The organism is Syntrophotalea sp. (assembly GCF_050253115.1).
In the GTDB taxonomy this organism is placed as follows: Bacteria; Desulfobacterota; Desulfuromonadia; order Desulfuromonadales; family Syntrophotaleaceae; genus Syntrophotalea; species Syntrophotalea acetylenica.
Window position 1 is genome coordinate 1 of the sequence record NZ_JBFWJQ010000007.1, and the last position, 14094, is coordinate 14094.

Consider the following 14094-nt stretch of genomic DNA (forward strand, 5'->3'; position numbering starts at 1 on the left):
TGGACTTTTTTCTGAGATACATCGACGCGGAAGCAGACCTCGACACCTTTGCCGGCCCCTTTGGAGATGACCCCAACAATACTTTTGATTCTGAATCGCTTTTTCTGCGACTGCAGGGGCGCTTGATGCTGCTGAACGACCGATGGGAGCAAAAACTCGGCTTTTCCTTGAGCGATTACGATCGTGAAAACCGCGATGACACCGACCCGGCTCACCCCTTCGACAGCAGCATGACGACCTATGACAGCCGACTCTACAAAGGTGACTGGCAGCACAACCTTTATCTGCACCCGACCAACACCTTGACCGTTGGACTCGAGTATGAAAAGGAAGAGGCCAGCGGCACATCCGTTTACATCTATGCCGATCCTCTCTGGAATACCAACGACAGATTCGACAAAGCCACCGCCGAAACCTACGGCTACTATATCCAGGATGAAATCAGGCTCTGGCGGGATTTCATCACCACCGCAGGACTGCGTGTCGATGATCACGAAGAATTCGGCGCACGCATGACCTACCGAATCACCAGCAGCTACCTGTTTCGTCCGACCGGAACCCGCATCAAAGGCACTTTCGGTACCGCCTTCAAGGCTCCGACTCTTGCCCAGCTTTATGAAAACTCCACCTACGTTCTGGGCAACCCCGATCTGGCCCCGGAAAAGAGTCGGGGCTGGGATATTGGCCTTGAGCAGCAACTGTGGAACGACAGGGTCCTTTTGAGCGCAACCTATTTTGAAAACCACTTCGAGGACCTCATCAACACCTTTTACAGCATGACGAGTTTCAAATATGAATATGAAAACATCGATGAAGCCCAAACCAAGGGGCTCGAATTGACGGCATCGGTGCGTCCCGTCGACGACCTGACGCTTTCCGCCAGCTACACCTACACCGATACGGAAAACCGCAACACAGGCGAGCAACTTCTCCGTCGCCCAAGGCATAAATACAACCTCAACGTCAACTATCGTTTCCTTGATCGCGGCAATGCCAATCTCGATATATTCTATTTCGGTGAGCGGGACGATCTTGACCTGTACAACTGGAGTCAGACCAAAACACTTGCCGGGTACACGGTGGTCAACCTCGCTCTTTCCTATGAGGTCAACCCGCACCTGCGCATTCATGGCCGGGTGGAAAATCTCTTTGACGAGGATTATGAGGAAACAAACGGATTCGGATCACCCGGCATAGCCGGCTATGCCGGTGCCAGCATTACGTTTTAAACTGTAAGCGAGAGAATTAAGGCCTTGGAACCACGAAAACAGGCCGGGTTTGAAGCAACGGCCTTCCGGCAAAACCACCTGCCGGAAGGCCGTGATAAAGCCCGGAAACATCGAAAAGGGAGGAGCCGGACAATCATGCCTGCATCGCATGAATCCTTCATACTGTGGCTCATCCTGTCCATGGGCATTCACGCCGCGACCTTGACTCTCTGGCCCATGCCGCCATCCTGGAAAGTTGGTCACAACACCCATCTGGTCGTTGATCTTCGCTCGTCGGGATCCGGCACCTTGAACGGGCAGGCAGGGAGCAGTGAATTGCCCGCCGCCGATAAGCCTTCGCCCAGAATGTCGCCTGCCGCGCCGAAAGCTCCCATCCAAAGCGAAAAAACACGAGTCATCAAACCAGTCGCCGCTCCCGCCAAAAAGGCTGTATCCCGCCGACAAGCTCCAGCGCCTTCGGCTGTTACCACCCCATCCTCCTCATCCATGGCTTCCGCAATCCCGGCAGCATCCGCAGCCGGTGCAAACGCGGATACCGGCAGCAATGCATCAAGCGAACAGGACGCAGGTGCCGCCGGATCGTCTTTAGTGGGGGGAGAGCCGGGCCAGGCAGGCGGCTTTGGTGTTGGCAGCAACGGTCATGGCGAAGCCGGCGTCAAGGCAAAAAAAGGTGTCACCCGCGCCACGCCGCTGGGCTACGGCGACAACCCCGCCATGCCCTACCCGCGCACCGCTCGCCGCCGGGGCTGGCAGGGTGAGGTGCTGCTGCGCGTCTCCGTATCGGAAAACGGGCAGGTACTGTCGGCGAGGGTCGAAAAATCCTCGGGATACGGAATCCTCGACGACACGGCCCTGCAGCAGGTATCCAACTGGCGGTTTCGCCCCGCCCAACGCAATGGCATACCACGGCAGGATACAGTGATCGTCCCCGTCCACTTCCAGCTGCACGCTCCCTGATAGCGGACGCAAAAAAGCCGGACCTCAGGCCCGGCTTTTTTGCAAAAAGACTCACGAACTCAAAAGATGGAGGCCAGACGTTCATAGGATTTTTTCAGGCGACTGGCGAGGGCCAGCAGGATGACGCGGTATAGTTTCATCCCCAGGCCGGGGCACTCGGCAAGGAGTCTTTCGAAGGCATCGTTGGCAATCTGCGCCAGACGGACATCTTCAAGAGCGACAACACTGACGGCCCTCGGGCTCTGATTCATGAAAGACAATTCCCCGACAACCGCCTCCGGTCCAAATACGGCGACAACCACCTGCTTGCCCGGAAACTCGGTATCTTTCTTGGCTTCGAGATGACCGGAAAGAACCAGCACCAGGTAATTTCCCGGCTGTCCCTCCACCCATAAAGTCTCACCTGCGGAGAGCCTGCGCTCCTTGACAAAAGGAAGCAGGCAGCCTATCTCCTCTTCGGAAAAAATATGCAGGTCCTTCAGGCTCCCACGCACGTCTTCCGACAAGCCTTCCGCCATGCTGGCGTCCGCATCAACGTTCACGCCGGTTACGCTCCCTGTTTCGGGGAAGGGACCTTTTGGGCAGTATTGCCCGCCTGCAATTCACGGACTTTATTTTCAAGCCGTTTGAGCAGGGCGTCAAACCCTTCCTGGCGGATAATTTCGTTATAGCTGCTGCGATAGTTGCTGACCAGGCTCACTTCCTCGACGATCACATCGTATACCAGCCATTGGCCGCCTTTGAGTCGCACGCGATAGCTGACCGGTATCTCCTTGCTGGATATAACGAGGGTATCCACCTGCCCCCGCGTCCCGCGCACCTGCTCACCGACGTATTCGACCCGCTCGTCCTGATAGGTGTAATTGCGGATCCGTCCGCGATAGGTATCTTCAAGCAACTGGGAAAACAGCTCGATAAAACGCGCCCGCTGCCTGGGGCTCGCGTTTCTCCAGTGGATACCCAGGGTCCGCTGGGACATGGCTTCGAAATCGAACTTGGAGCGCACCAGAACTTCCACCCGGTCGAGAATGGCCTCCTGGGACAGTTCCTTGTTGCGCAGCACTGAAATAATCTGGTCGAGGGTGGCCCGTAGCTGTTCCGTCGGCCCGGGGACAGCCAGGATCGGCGTCACCCACACACACATTGCAAGCATCAGCGCACACAGCGTGCCAAGCCTGGTTTTCATAACCGTTCTCCTTGTTTCATTGCGCTTTATTTTTTGATTTTGCCGTCACGGTACTGCTCGTAAGCGTTGCGGACGTACAGATAGGTATCCAAAGCCTCCTGCTTGACGCTCTCGTAGGTATCCTTGTCGAGCGAAAGATCTGTTTCTTTCTCAAGCCCTGTCAAACCGAGGCGTTCGGCAGGTTTCATTTCGACATAATGCAAAGGATCCATGAAAAAGTCTCCGACCATGCCTACCGTATCCCGGGCATTGGAAGGCCCCAGAACCGGCCAGACGATGTAGAATCCGGAACCGACACCATAACGGCCGAACGTCTGCCCCAGATCCTCGTCCTTGCGATCCAGATCGAACCACGCCTTGGCCGGATCGAACAGCCCGCCGATGCCCAGGGTTGAATTGATCACCAGGCGTCCCAGTTCGGAACCGGCATCGGCCAACTTGAACTGCAACAGCGCATTGGCGAAACGCACCGGCGTGCCGAGATTGGAAAAAAAATTGGAGACCGACTTGCGCGCCGGCTCGGGAACCACGCGGTAGCCGCGGGCGATCGGCTTGAACAGGTAGAAATACAGCTTGTCGTTCAGCCAGAACATGCCGCGGTTGAAAGGCTCGATAGGATCGGCAATGTGCAGTGTTTCGATATCGCCGTTGGTGAAGTCCTCTTCATCCACAAAATCCTCATCGGCTGCCTCTCCCTGCGGTTCACCCGCAGTCTGACCGGGAACAGTCTCCGCTGCACCGGCATCGGCTGCAGACACAACAGCCTCCGCCGCGGCAGGGAATTCGACAACCGCGGCGGCCCGATCTTCGGCGGCTCCAACCTTACCGGCAGGAAATACACCCACGAGCGTGGCGAACAGCACCAGAATCACATAGTGTCGCATGATATTGCCTCCCCGCGCTATTTTTTCTCGAAAATATACTTACTTACCAGTTTTTCGATACTGACGGCGGACTCGGTTTCGACAATCTCCCCGCCGGGCTGAATATAATCATCGAGCCCTCCCGGCGACACCTCGACATACTTGTCCCCGATGATGCCGGTGGTGCGAATGGAGGCAATGGCGTCCTCCTGAAGCTTTACATCGGCATCGATAGCCAGGCTGATCAGCGCCTCGTAACTTTCAGGATCAAGGGCAATATCGGTGACGGTGCCGATCTTGACGCCGGCCAACTCGACAATCGCGCCCTCCTTGAGTCCGGAAACCGATCCGAACCGGGCACTGACCGGGTAGGTCTTTTCACTGAAAAGCGCGACATCGCCCAGCTTTACGGAAAGATAGGCAAAACAGATGAACCCGGCCACCAGGAAAACGCCGACAGCCATCTCAACGTTAAACCTCTTCATAAAAAAACCTTTCCTCCCTTTCACTGGAATAAATCGGCCCCATGGTTTCCTCGACAAAGGCCTTGATGACGGGGTGGTCGGAAAGCTGAAACTGCTCCGGCGACATGTTGCCGAGAATCTGGCCTTCGTGAATCAGGGCGACATAATCAGCCAACTTGAAAATTTTCGGAACATCATGGCTGACGATTACGGCCGTATATTTCAGCTTTGCCTGGGTTTTGTGGAACAGCCTGTAGATTTCGTTGCTTTTGCTGACATCCAGACCAGTGGTGGGTTCGTCAAAAAACACGATGCGCGGCTGCATGACCAGGGCCCGCGCCAGACCAACGCGTTTTTTCATGCCCCCGCTGAGCTGGGCGGGAAACTTGGGACCCATATCCGCCAGATCCATAAGCGCAAGCTTTTCTTCAACGTTGTCTCGAATCGCGTCTTCGGACAAGTCGGTGCGTTCCCGCAACGGCAGCGCCACATTGTCGTACACCGTCATGGAATCGAACAGCGCCACGTTCTGAAACAGGACGCCGAAATCCTTGCGAACCACTTTCATCTGCCTCTTGGACATGTCCGCGAGGTTCTGGCCGTACACCAGAACCTTGCCCCTGTCCGGCCGGAGCAGCCCCAGCATGTGCTTAAGAATGACGCTTTTGCCCTGCCCGCTGGGACCGACGATGACCGTTGTGGTCCCTTCGCGCACCGTCAGATTTACTTTTCTGAGAACCTGCTGGCGGCCAAAGGCGCGTTCCACATCGATCAGTTCGATGGCGATTCTGGTTTTTTCCTGAGTCATGAAGCCGTCCCTGCTATTTATGGACAAACCGGCACGCTGAACAAGCTCGCATCTGGTCTTTGACGGAAATCCGTGCCGGAAGGATTACAGCATGATGGCGCTGAGAAGATAATCCCAGACCAGGATAGCGACCGAAGACAGGACAACCGCATCGGTCGTAACCCGGCTTACCCCTTCGGCACCGAAGCCGCCGGAACGCTCCAGATGGAGGAAATATCCCTTGGCGGCCCCGATCCATATAATCAGCAGTCCGAAAACCAGGGACTTGACCAGCCCCATTTCGACATCGTTCCAGACCACGCTGGCATACATCTGCTGAAAATACGCGCCCTTGTTAACCCCCAACATGGTGACGCCGACCAGATAGCCCCCGACGATGCCGGCCATGTCGAAAATAGCCGTGAGCAGCGGCATGGACAGAATGCCCGCGATAAACTTGGGCGCCATCAGGTACTTGTAGGGATCGATGGCCATGCATTCGAGAGCATCGATCTGCTCCGAATTGCGCATGATCCCGACCTCGGCGCAGATTGCCGACCCGGCGCGGCCGACCACCATGAGCGCCGCGACAACCGGACCGAGCTCACGAATCAGGCTCAGAGCCACCGCGGCGCCGAGCAGACCTTCGGAACCGAACTTGCGCAGCGTGTAATAGCCCTGCAAAGCCAGCACCATGCCTGTAAAAGCCCCGGTAAAAAGAATGACGAAGGTGGACCGGGAGCCGATAAAATGCATTTGCCGAACGACGGGGTTGAGCTTGTATGGAGGCCGCACCGCGCTTGCCAGGCAGGCGCCGAGGAAAATCCCCATGCGACCGGCCTGCTCAAGATAGGAAAGAAAGTCGCCGCCCAGTTTTTGAAAAAATCGTCCAGCAATATGGACTATCCACATCATACCGGCAACATCTCCTTGAAACAACGGTCCGGACACCCAAACCGGAAAACGGCGCCTGGCCTGCGCAAGGGCGCTCCTCCGAACCAGTTTTTTTTCATTATATCTGGTTATTTTTTCTTCAAGCTCGACATGGTAGCATAACTTTATCAAAAAATACATGATCTTTAGAAAACCGCCGGCAGGGTGACGGCGTGCGGATCGATCAGCCGGCAGCAGGTCCGGCAACCCGCACACGGATATTTTTTTTGCAATTTCCCCCCAAGCTGATTAGTATACACGCTGCCTTAGCTGTGCCGCGTCGCATCCGGGGAATGTGATCGAGGCGGTCAGACAAGACCATCCGAACCCGAAACCAGAACCCTTAAACCGCTGAATCACTCCATTGAACCAGCATCCAGAGGAATATCCGCACCATGCCTTTGAACGACATGATTCGTAGTGCCGTAGGGCGCAAATTGTTCATGGCTGCCACCGGCGTAGCCCTGCTTGGCTTCGTGGCAGCCCACCTGCTTGGCAACCTTACCATCTATCTCGGCCCGGAAGGAATCAATACATACGCCGAGCACCTTCACGCAGTCGGCATGCTTTTATGGGTATTCCGCGCCGGTCTGCTGATCGCTTTCGGCCTGCATGTCGCTTTCGGAATCGTTCTCACCCTGGAGAACCGGCGAGCCAGGCCGATCGCCTACAAGCGGAAAAATCATCAGCGCAGCAGCATGGCAGGACGGACCATGATTTACAGCGGCGCGCTGCTGGGGATCTTTGTCGGCTTCCACCTGCTGCATTTCACCTTTCACGCCATCGGTCCACCCATTGAAGTGCTCAACAGCGGCCTGCCGAACGTATTTCTCATGATCGTGGAAAACTTCCGCCATTTCGGCTTCGCCCTTGCCTATATCATCGCCATGGCAGCCCTTTTCTTCCATCTCAGTCATGGCTTCGCCAGTCTGTTTCAGACCGCCGGCCTCAACAACGACGCGACCCTGCCCTGGCTGCAGCGACTGAGCTATGTCGTGGCGGCCTTGATTGCAGCCGGCTTCGCGTCCATTCCGGTCCTGATTTATTCAGGCCTCGTCATAAAGTAGGGAGTTTACTGTGATACTCGACGGCAAATGTCCAACCGGGCCCCTGGCGAACAAATGGGACAAGCACCGCCAGGACCTTAAACTGGTCAATCCGGCCAACAAACGCAAATACAGGGTTATCGTCGTCGGCACCGGCCTCGCCGGGGCCTCCGCTGCCGCCACCCTCGGTGAACTCGGCTACCGCGTCGACGCGTTCTGCTATCAGGACAGCCCCCGCCGCGCCCACTCCATCGCTGCCCAGGGCGGCATCAACGCGGCCAAAAACTATCAGAACGATGGCGACAGCATTTTTCGCCTGTTTTTCGATACCATCAAGGGGGGCGACTTCCGCGCCCGCGAAGCGAACGTCTACCGCCTGGCCCAGATCAGCAACGCCATCATCGACCAATGTGTGGCCCAGGGCGTGCCCTTCGCCCGCGATTATGCCGGCTATCTGGAGAACCGCTCCTTCGGCGGCGCGCAGGTATCCCGCACCTTCTTCGCCCGCGGCCAGACCGGCCAGCAGTTGCTGCTCGGCGCCTATCAGGCCCTGTCACGGCAAGTGGCCGCCGGCACGGTCAGGATCTTTCCACGCACGGAAATGCTCGACCTGGTGCTGGTGGACGGCCAGGCCAAAGGCATCACGGTACGGGACCTGGTCTCCGGTGAAATCCGTTGCCATGCCGCCGATGCCGTCATTCTCGCCACCGGCGGCTATGTGAATGTCTTCAATTTGTCGACCAACGCTATGGGATGCAGCGTCACCGCCACCTGGCGCGCCTACAAAAAGGGAGCGTTTTTCGCCAACCCCTGTTTTACCCAGATCCATCCGACCTGCATACCGGTCACCGGCGACCACCAGTCCAAACTGACCCTGATGTCCGAATCACTGCGCAACGACGGGCGTATCTGGGTACCGAAAAAGGCCGGGGACGAGCGCCAGCCCCGGGACATCCCCGAAAGCGAGCGCGATTACTATCTGGAACGCAAGTATCCAAGCTTCGGCAACCTTGCGCCGCGCGACATCGCGTCGCGGGCCGCCAAGGAAGTCTGTGACGCCGGCTTCGGGGTCGGTCCGGGCAGGCGCGGCGTCTATCTTGATTTTGGCGACGCCATCGCACGCCTTGACGAGGACACCATTCGTGCACGCTACGGGAACCTGTTCGACATGTATGAGCGCATCACCGACGAGAATGCCTACCAGCAACCGATGCGCATCTATCCCGCGCCTCACTACAGCATGGGAGGACTGTGGGTCGACTACAACCTGCAGAGCAATATCGAGGGACTGTTCGTCCTCGGCGAGGCCAACTTCTCCGACCATGGCGCCAACCGCCTTGGCGCCAGCGCCCTGATGCAGGGTCTGGCCGATGGCTACTTCATTGTCCCCTATACCATCGCCGACTATCTGGCGCGTACGGATCCCAACCAGGCCGACACGTCCCATAAAGCGTTCCGACAGTCCCACGAGGAAACGACCCAACTGACCGAAAAGCTGCTTGCCATCGGCGGCAGCCGAACGGTCGGCGCATTCCACCGCGAACTTGGTCATATCATGTGGGAGAACGTCGGCATGGCACGCAGCGCCGCCAGCCTGAAGGACGCCCTGCAGGCCATTCCCGAACTGCGCGAGGAATTCTGGCAGGATGTCCGCATCCCCGGCAGCGGTCAGCAACTCAACCAGGAACTCGAAAAAGCGGGCCGCGTCGCGGACTTCCTCGAATTCGGCGAACTGCTGGCCCGGGACGCCCTGCATCGGGAAGAGTCCTGTGGCGGTCATTTCCGCGTCGAGCACCAGACCAGTGACGGCGAAGCACTGCGCAACGATACCGATTTCGCCTATGTGGCCGCCTGGCAGTACCAGGGAGAAGGCCGCATCCCCGAACTGCACAAGGAAACGCTGACGTTTGAAAACGTGGAACTGGCTGTAAGGAGTTATAAATAATGGACCTGACACTGCACGTATGGCGGCAGAAAGGCCCCGAGGACAAAGGATATCTGGCCACCTACAAGGCCACCGACGTCAGCGCGGACATGTCCTTTCTGGAGATGCTGGATGTGGTCAACGAAGGGCTGATCAAACAGGGCATCGAACCGATCGCTTTTGACCACGATTGCCGGGAAGGCATCTGTGGCACCTGTTCCCAGGTCATCAATGGCGACGCCCATGGCCCCCAGGCCAGAACCACCGTCTGCCAGCTGCACATGCGCCAATTCAAGGATGGTGACGAAATCTACATCGAGCCCTGGCGGTCACGGGCCTTTCCGATCATCAGAGACCTGGTTGTCGACCGCAGCGCCATGGACCGCCTGATGCAGGCTGGAGGTTACGTTTCGGTAAGCACCGGCGGCGTGCCCGACGCCAACGCCATACTGATCCCCAAACAAGACGCCGATACGGCCATGGATGCCGCCGAATGCATCGGCTGCGGTGCCTGTGTGGCTGCCTGCCCCAACGGTTCGGCAATGCTGTTCGTGGCCGCCAAGGTCGGGCAACTGGCCAGGCTTCCCCAAGGCAGGGCCGAAGCGGCCCACCGCGTATGTGGCATGACCGAGGCCATGCTCAAGGAAGGATTCGGCAACTGCAGCAACCATTACGACTGCGAGGCCGCCTGCCCCAAGGGCATCAGCGTCAAATTCATCGCCCAGCTCAACCGGGAATACGCCCTGGCTCTGCCCCGGCTGCGCAAGGAAGAAAAATAACCGGGGCCTTTCCGCAGATAAGAGACATAACAAAAGCCGCTTTCGATCGAAGCGGCTTTTGTTATGCAAAAAAAAAATCCCGCCTCGCATGGCAACCGGAGTCGCTGGACAAGGCGGGCATTGCTGCATGTCTGCGGACAGGCCCGGCCGGGCCTGTCCGCTTCGAGCATAGAGCTTTTGAATCAGGCTTCGGGGAGCGCCAGCTGGGAGCGTTCCGCCGCCAGGCGCCGGGAAGTCGACGAGCTGCGGCCCTTGAGGCTGAAGCGGTGCAGCAATTGCTGCAGCTGCATGGCCTGGCCGGAAAGTTCCTCGGCAGCGGCGGCGCTTTCCTCGGCATTTGCGGTATTCTGCTGGGTCACACCATCGATCTGGTTCAGCCCCTGATTGACCTGGGCAAAGCCCTGGGCCTGTTCGTTGGAAGCCATGGCAATTTCACCAACCAGGTCGGACACCTTGGTCGCCCCGCCAACGATCTCCTTGAGAGCGCCGGCGGTCTTGTCCGCGATGTCGGTACCGTTGCGGGTCTTGCCCACCGAGTTCTCGATCAGTTCGGCGGTCTCCTTGGCGGCGGTGGCGCTGCGTGCCGCCAGGGTCCGGACCTCCTCGGCGACCACCGCGAAACCTTTACCGTGCTGTCCGGCGCGGGCGGCCTCGACGGCAGCGTTCAGAGCCAGCAGGTTGGTCTGGAAAGCGATCTCGTCGATAACCTTGATGATCTTGGAGATATCTTCGCTGGACGCGTTGATTTCCCGCATGGCGGCAAGCATTTCCTCCATCAGCCGCGCGCCGTCCGCGGCGCCCTGGCGAGCGTTGTTGGCCAGGCTGTTGGCCTGTTCTGCGTTGTCGGCATTGAGCTTGGTCTGCGACGCCATCTGCGTCATGGAGGCATTGATTTCCTCCATGGAGGCAGCGGCTTCGGTAGCGCTCTGCGACAGGGACTGGCTGGCGTCGGCCACCTGACCGGAACCCGAGGCGATCTGCTCGCCGGCCGCCTGCACCTGTGTCAGAACATCGTTGAGGTTATCGGTCATGGTGCGCAGGGCGCGACCGAGCTGATCCCTGTCGGAAGCCAGCTTGACCTCGACATCGAGATTGCCTGCAGCGATTTCCTCGGCGATCTTGGCCGCCCCTTCGAGACTGTCGGCCATTCCATTCAGCGCAACGGCCAGCTGGCCGACCTCGTCCTGCTGATTGAGGCTGAGACGCTGGGAGAAATCCCCGGCACGGATGGTATCGGCCAGTTCCGCCGCGCGGCGGATGGGACGCGCGATGCCACCGGCAGCCAGCCACAGCAGGAACACCGCCAGGCCCACCACGCCTGCCCCGACGATCACCTGCCAGAAAGCGCTGCTGCGGCCACGATCGCTGAGCTGGTTGTTGAGCGCCATGGCCTCGGCCAGCACGATTTTCTCCGGCACCTGAATCATCACCGACCAGGGCTTGCCGGTGTTGCCCAGGACAATCGGTGAAATCGCCTCGATCATGCCGTTGTCGGCATTGCTGCGCACCATGGCTTCACCGCCCTGAATGGATTTGAAGACAGCTTCCCAGCCCTCGGCCATAACCTGATTGAAGTGGCCGCCGATCATATCGGGGTTTTCGCTCTGCGCAACCAGCAGACCATTATCGGCGATAATGGACACCTGCCCCTCGCCGCCGAACAGTTCCTTGTCCACCTCGGTAGCGATTCTCTGCACAAAATCCAGATTGTAGTCAGCCCCGGCGACGCCGATAAACCTGCCGTCGACCATGATGGGCACCGACATGGTGGCCAGCCACACCTGTTTGCCCTGAACGATGTAGGGCAGAGGACCAAGCACGCTTTCCAGGTTTTTCTCCCGCGGGATGATGTACCAGCCGCCTTTGAGCACACCATTGGGATGCTTGTCATAGGTATCGTATTCCACCAGGGGCTGCACGGCGATGTTGCCTTTGTCGTCCCGGGTCCAATACGGGGTGAATCGGCCCGTCACCGGATTGTTGCCGTCCCGGTCGACGCGAAAATCGCCGTCGCGCCCATCAATGGCGTTCGGCTCCCAGCAGGAATAGGTGCCATTGAAACCCTTGTTGGCCTTCAGCACGTGCAGCAGTACGGCGTTGAGCTGGTCACGGCCGATCTGCAGATTGCCCGAGCCTTGCTTGCTGACCTCGAAGGTATTGGCCATGGTGCGGGCGGCATCCAGCGCCAGTTCCAGCTGGCCCCGGATCTCACCGGCCTGCTCCCCGGCGAGATTCTGCATGTTCTGCATGCTGGTTTCCTTGAGCAGGCTGGAGACCTGCGTGGAAACCATGTTCTGCGTGTTTCTGGCGGCGAAAAGTCCATACACCACCAGCACCACGACAGCCGACAACAGGCAGAGGCCGGCAATCATGGCAATTTTCAACTGTACCGACTTGAATTGCATAAAAACTGTCCCTTTCCTTGTTTCCCAGACTGCGATGCATGATGACCTGCGATAAAAACAGACGGGCGTATTTGGGGCCCACGGTCGGACATACGCAAGCCCGGTGCCGTATACGGTTTATCCGGGACTTTTTCTTTCTGAACCGTGCAAAGATCAGGAATTTCATTAAAAAAAAGGCGACAGCATCCATCCCGCAGGCGCTGGCGCCGTGCCGGAACAGCGGATCTCGCGTCAGGAGTGTGACATTCCCTGACCGGCGCCACACTCTTGTGGCGGGTGGCGGGCCGCACTTTTTTATGAGGTCGACGCAACGCCGGCGGGTCGGGAAATCAGAGGCACATCAGGTGGGAAACAGCCTTCTCCAGGCCGTCCAGGCTCAGGCTGAACATGGGAAAAATCTGTCGGATCAGGCCTATGGTCTGCCCGTAGGGCCACAGGGACGGACTCAAGGGATTCAGCCATACGGCGTGGCGGTAGGTTTTGGCAAGCAACCGCAGTCGCTCGATGCCGGCCTGGCGGCTGATGCGGCGCACCGTCAGGCCAGGACCGGCATGCAACAGTTCCTCGGGGGCCATGCTGGCATCGCCGACAATGATCACACGGCTCTGGGGATCGCGGGCCAGAAGCTGCTCGAAGGGAACCGGCGCGTGCATCCGCCCGGGATCGTTCCAGACCCGTTCGTGGATCGTATTGTGAAAGTAATGGATATCAAGATGCCGGAACTGATCCCGCGCATGGTTAAAAAGAATCTGCACCGTCGGCACGTGGGTTTCCATGGACCAGCCGCCATTGTCGATAAGCAGGATCACCTTCAGGCGGTCGGCAAGCCGCCGATCGAAAACCAGCTCGATTTCGCCGCCGTTGCGCATGGTCTCATAGATGGTTTTGTCGATGCTCAGGGCATCGCGAGGCCCCTCCGGCATCAGGTGCCGCAGGCGCTGCAGCGCTTCGCCAACCTGTGCCCGGGTCAGGGGAGCGCCTCGCGAATAGTCCCGATAGCGGCGTTCCAGAGCCACCTGCATGGCGGATCGATTGCGGGAGATGCCGCCGATACGCATGCCGCCGGGACGTTGCCCCGAATGACCCACTGGCGACACGCCGCCGGTGCCAATCCATTTGCGGCCGCCATGGTGTTCATCTTTCTGATCTTCGAGGCGGTCGCGCAGGTACTGTTCCAACGCCTCGGGGCTGAGACGCTCCGCCTGTTCGGCGCCCGGTTGCGCCACCTGATCAGGCTTTTTGGGGTTCTTCAGCCACTTTTCAATACGCAGGCGGATCTGCTCGTCGATGTCGGCGGGTGACGCGTCACTCTGGTCTGCACCCCCGAAATATGCCGCAAACATCCTGTCGTAAGTATCAAAATCCCGTTCGCTTTTGATTAGCAGGGTTCTGGCCACCACATACAAATCATCCAGCGAAGCGATCAGTCCCATGTTCAGAGCGCGCTGCAGGCGCAGAAATGCGGTCGGAGTCACCGGAATGCCGGCATCGTGCAGGGCATGGAAAAACGGTCTGAACACC

At 58.5% G+C, this 14094-nt stretch carries 13 protein-coding genes; 5 read left to right on the forward strand and 8 right to left on the reverse strand.

Translation table 11 applies throughout. The features are described from left to right. Both AB7E65_RS01540 and AB7E65_RS01545 read left to right on the forward strand, forming a co-directional pair. A partial coding sequence (locus AB7E65_RS01540; RefSeq protein WP_428745142.1) for a TonB-dependent receptor plug domain-containing protein occupies positions 1–1229 on the forward strand: 1229 nt, incomplete at its 5' end. Positions 1230–1364: 135 nt separating this feature from the next. Next, complete coding sequence (locus tag AB7E65_RS01545; protein WP_428745143.1) at positions 1365–2186, forward strand: energy transducer TonB; 822 nt, start codon at positions 1365–1367, stop codon at positions 2184–2186. A gap of 59 nt (positions 2187–2245) precedes the next feature. Here the strand turns inward: AB7E65_RS01545 and AB7E65_RS01550 are convergent, their stop codons facing one another. From AB7E65_RS01550 to AB7E65_RS01575, 6 genes are all read right to left on the reverse strand, one after another. Next, positions 2246–2728 carry a Crp/Fnr family transcriptional regulator gene (locus AB7E65_RS01550; RefSeq protein ID WP_072286309.1) on the reverse strand — a complete coding sequence of 161 codons (483 nt, stop codon included), beginning with the start codon at positions 2726–2728 and terminating at the stop codon, positions 2246–2248. Positions 2729–2733: 5 nt separating this feature from the next. Continuing rightward, on the reverse strand, positions 2734–3372 hold the full coding sequence (locus AB7E65_RS01555; RefSeq protein WP_072286310.1) for an MlaC/ttg2D family ABC transporter substrate-binding protein: 639 nt from the start codon (positions 3370–3372) through the stop codon (positions 2734–2736). 26 nt (positions 3373–3398) lie between these two features. After that, positions 3399–4256: an MlaA family lipoprotein gene (locus tag AB7E65_RS01560; protein ID WP_428745144.1), complete on the reverse strand. Its 858-nt coding sequence runs from the start codon at positions 4254–4256 to the stop codon at positions 3399–3401. Positions 4257–4273: 17 nt separating this feature from the next. Beyond that, on the reverse strand, positions 4274–4720 hold the full coding sequence (gene mlaD / locus AB7E65_RS01565) for an outer membrane lipid asymmetry maintenance protein MlaD (RefSeq protein WP_072286312.1): 447 nt from the start codon (positions 4718–4720) through the stop codon (positions 4274–4276). Beyond that, positions 4707–5507, reverse strand: coding sequence for an ABC transporter ATP-binding protein (locus tag AB7E65_RS01570; protein ID WP_072286313.1), 801 nt, complete (start codon positions 5505–5507; stop codon positions 4707–4709). Before AB7E65_RS01570 ends, mlaD begins: the two co-directional genes overlap by 14 nt. Positions 5508–5591: 84 nt before the next feature. Continuing rightward, positions 5592–6401, reverse strand: coding sequence for an MlaE family ABC transporter permease (locus tag AB7E65_RS01575; protein WP_428745145.1), 810 nt, complete (start codon positions 6399–6401; stop codon positions 5592–5594). A gap of 413 nt (positions 6402–6814) precedes the next feature. Here AB7E65_RS01575 and AB7E65_RS01580 point away from each other — a divergent pair, with 413 nt between their 5' ends. From AB7E65_RS01580 to AB7E65_RS01590, 3 genes are read left to right on the forward strand one after another with little or no spacing between them, the layout of a single operon-like run. After that, on the forward strand, positions 6815–7486 hold the full coding sequence (locus AB7E65_RS01580; protein ID WP_428745146.1) for a succinate dehydrogenase cytochrome b subunit: 672 nt from the start codon (positions 6815–6817) through the stop codon (positions 7484–7486). A gap of 10 nt (positions 7487–7496) precedes the next feature. Further along, positions 7497–9410: a fumarate reductase/succinate dehydrogenase flavoprotein subunit gene (locus AB7E65_RS01585; RefSeq protein ID WP_072286314.1), complete on the forward strand. Its 1914-nt coding sequence runs from the start codon at positions 7497–7499 to the stop codon at positions 9408–9410. Next, positions 9410–10168: a succinate dehydrogenase/fumarate reductase iron-sulfur subunit gene (locus AB7E65_RS01590; protein ID WP_072286315.1), complete on the forward strand. Its 759-nt coding sequence runs from the start codon at positions 9410–9412 to the stop codon at positions 10166–10168. Before AB7E65_RS01585 ends, AB7E65_RS01590 begins: the two co-directional genes overlap by 1 nt. 182 nt (positions 10169–10350) lie before the next feature. Here the strand turns inward: AB7E65_RS01590 and AB7E65_RS01595 are convergent, their stop codons facing one another. Beyond that, the gene (locus tag AB7E65_RS01595; protein ID WP_072286316.1) at positions 10351–12573 is read right to left on the reverse strand and encodes a methyl-accepting chemotaxis protein; all 2223 of its coding nucleotides are present in this window, start codon (positions 12571–12573) and stop codon (positions 10351–10353) included. Between the two features lie 329 nt (positions 12574–12902). Beyond that, a complete protein-coding gene (locus AB7E65_RS01600) occupies positions 12903–14093 on the reverse strand; it encodes a hypothetical protein (protein WP_072286317.1) in 1191 nt (396 codons plus the stop codon). Position 14094: the final 1 nt, after the last annotated feature.

Excerpts from the sequence above, each read along its gene's own strand:
- AB7E65_RS01590 (WP_072286315.1), top strand. The coding sequence starts at position 9,410 with ATGGACCTGACACTGCACGTATGGCGGCAGAAAGGCCCCGAGGACAAA.
- AB7E65_RS01560 (WP_428745144.1), bottom strand. The coding sequence starts at position 4,256 with ATGCGACACTATGTGATTCTGGTGCTGTTCGCCACGCTCGTGGGTGTA.
- mlaD (WP_072286312.1), bottom strand. The coding sequence starts at position 4,720 with ATGAAGAGGTTTAACGTTGAGATGGCTGTCGGCGTTTTCCTGGTGGCC.
- AB7E65_RS01570 (WP_072286313.1), bottom strand. The coding sequence starts at position 5,507 with ATGACTCAGGAAAAAACCAGAATCGCCATCGAACTGATCGATGTGGAA.
- AB7E65_RS01575 (WP_428745145.1), bottom strand. The coding sequence starts at position 6,401 with ATGATGTGGATAGTCCATATTGCTGGACGATTTTTTCAAAAACTGGGC.
- AB7E65_RS01595 (WP_072286316.1), bottom strand. The coding sequence starts at position 12,573 with ATGCAATTCAAGTCGGTACAGTTGAAAATTGCCATGATTGCCGGCCTC.
- AB7E65_RS01555 (WP_072286310.1), bottom strand. The coding sequence starts at position 3,372 with ATGAAAACCAGGCTTGGCACGCTGTGTGCGCTGATGCTTGCAATGTGT.
- AB7E65_RS01545 (WP_428745143.1), top strand. The coding sequence starts at position 1,365 with ATGCCTGCATCGCATGAATCCTTCATACTGTGGCTCATCCTGTCCATG.
- AB7E65_RS01580 (WP_428745146.1), top strand. The coding sequence starts at position 6,815 with ATGCCTTTGAACGACATGATTCGTAGTGCCGTAGGGCGCAAATTGTTC.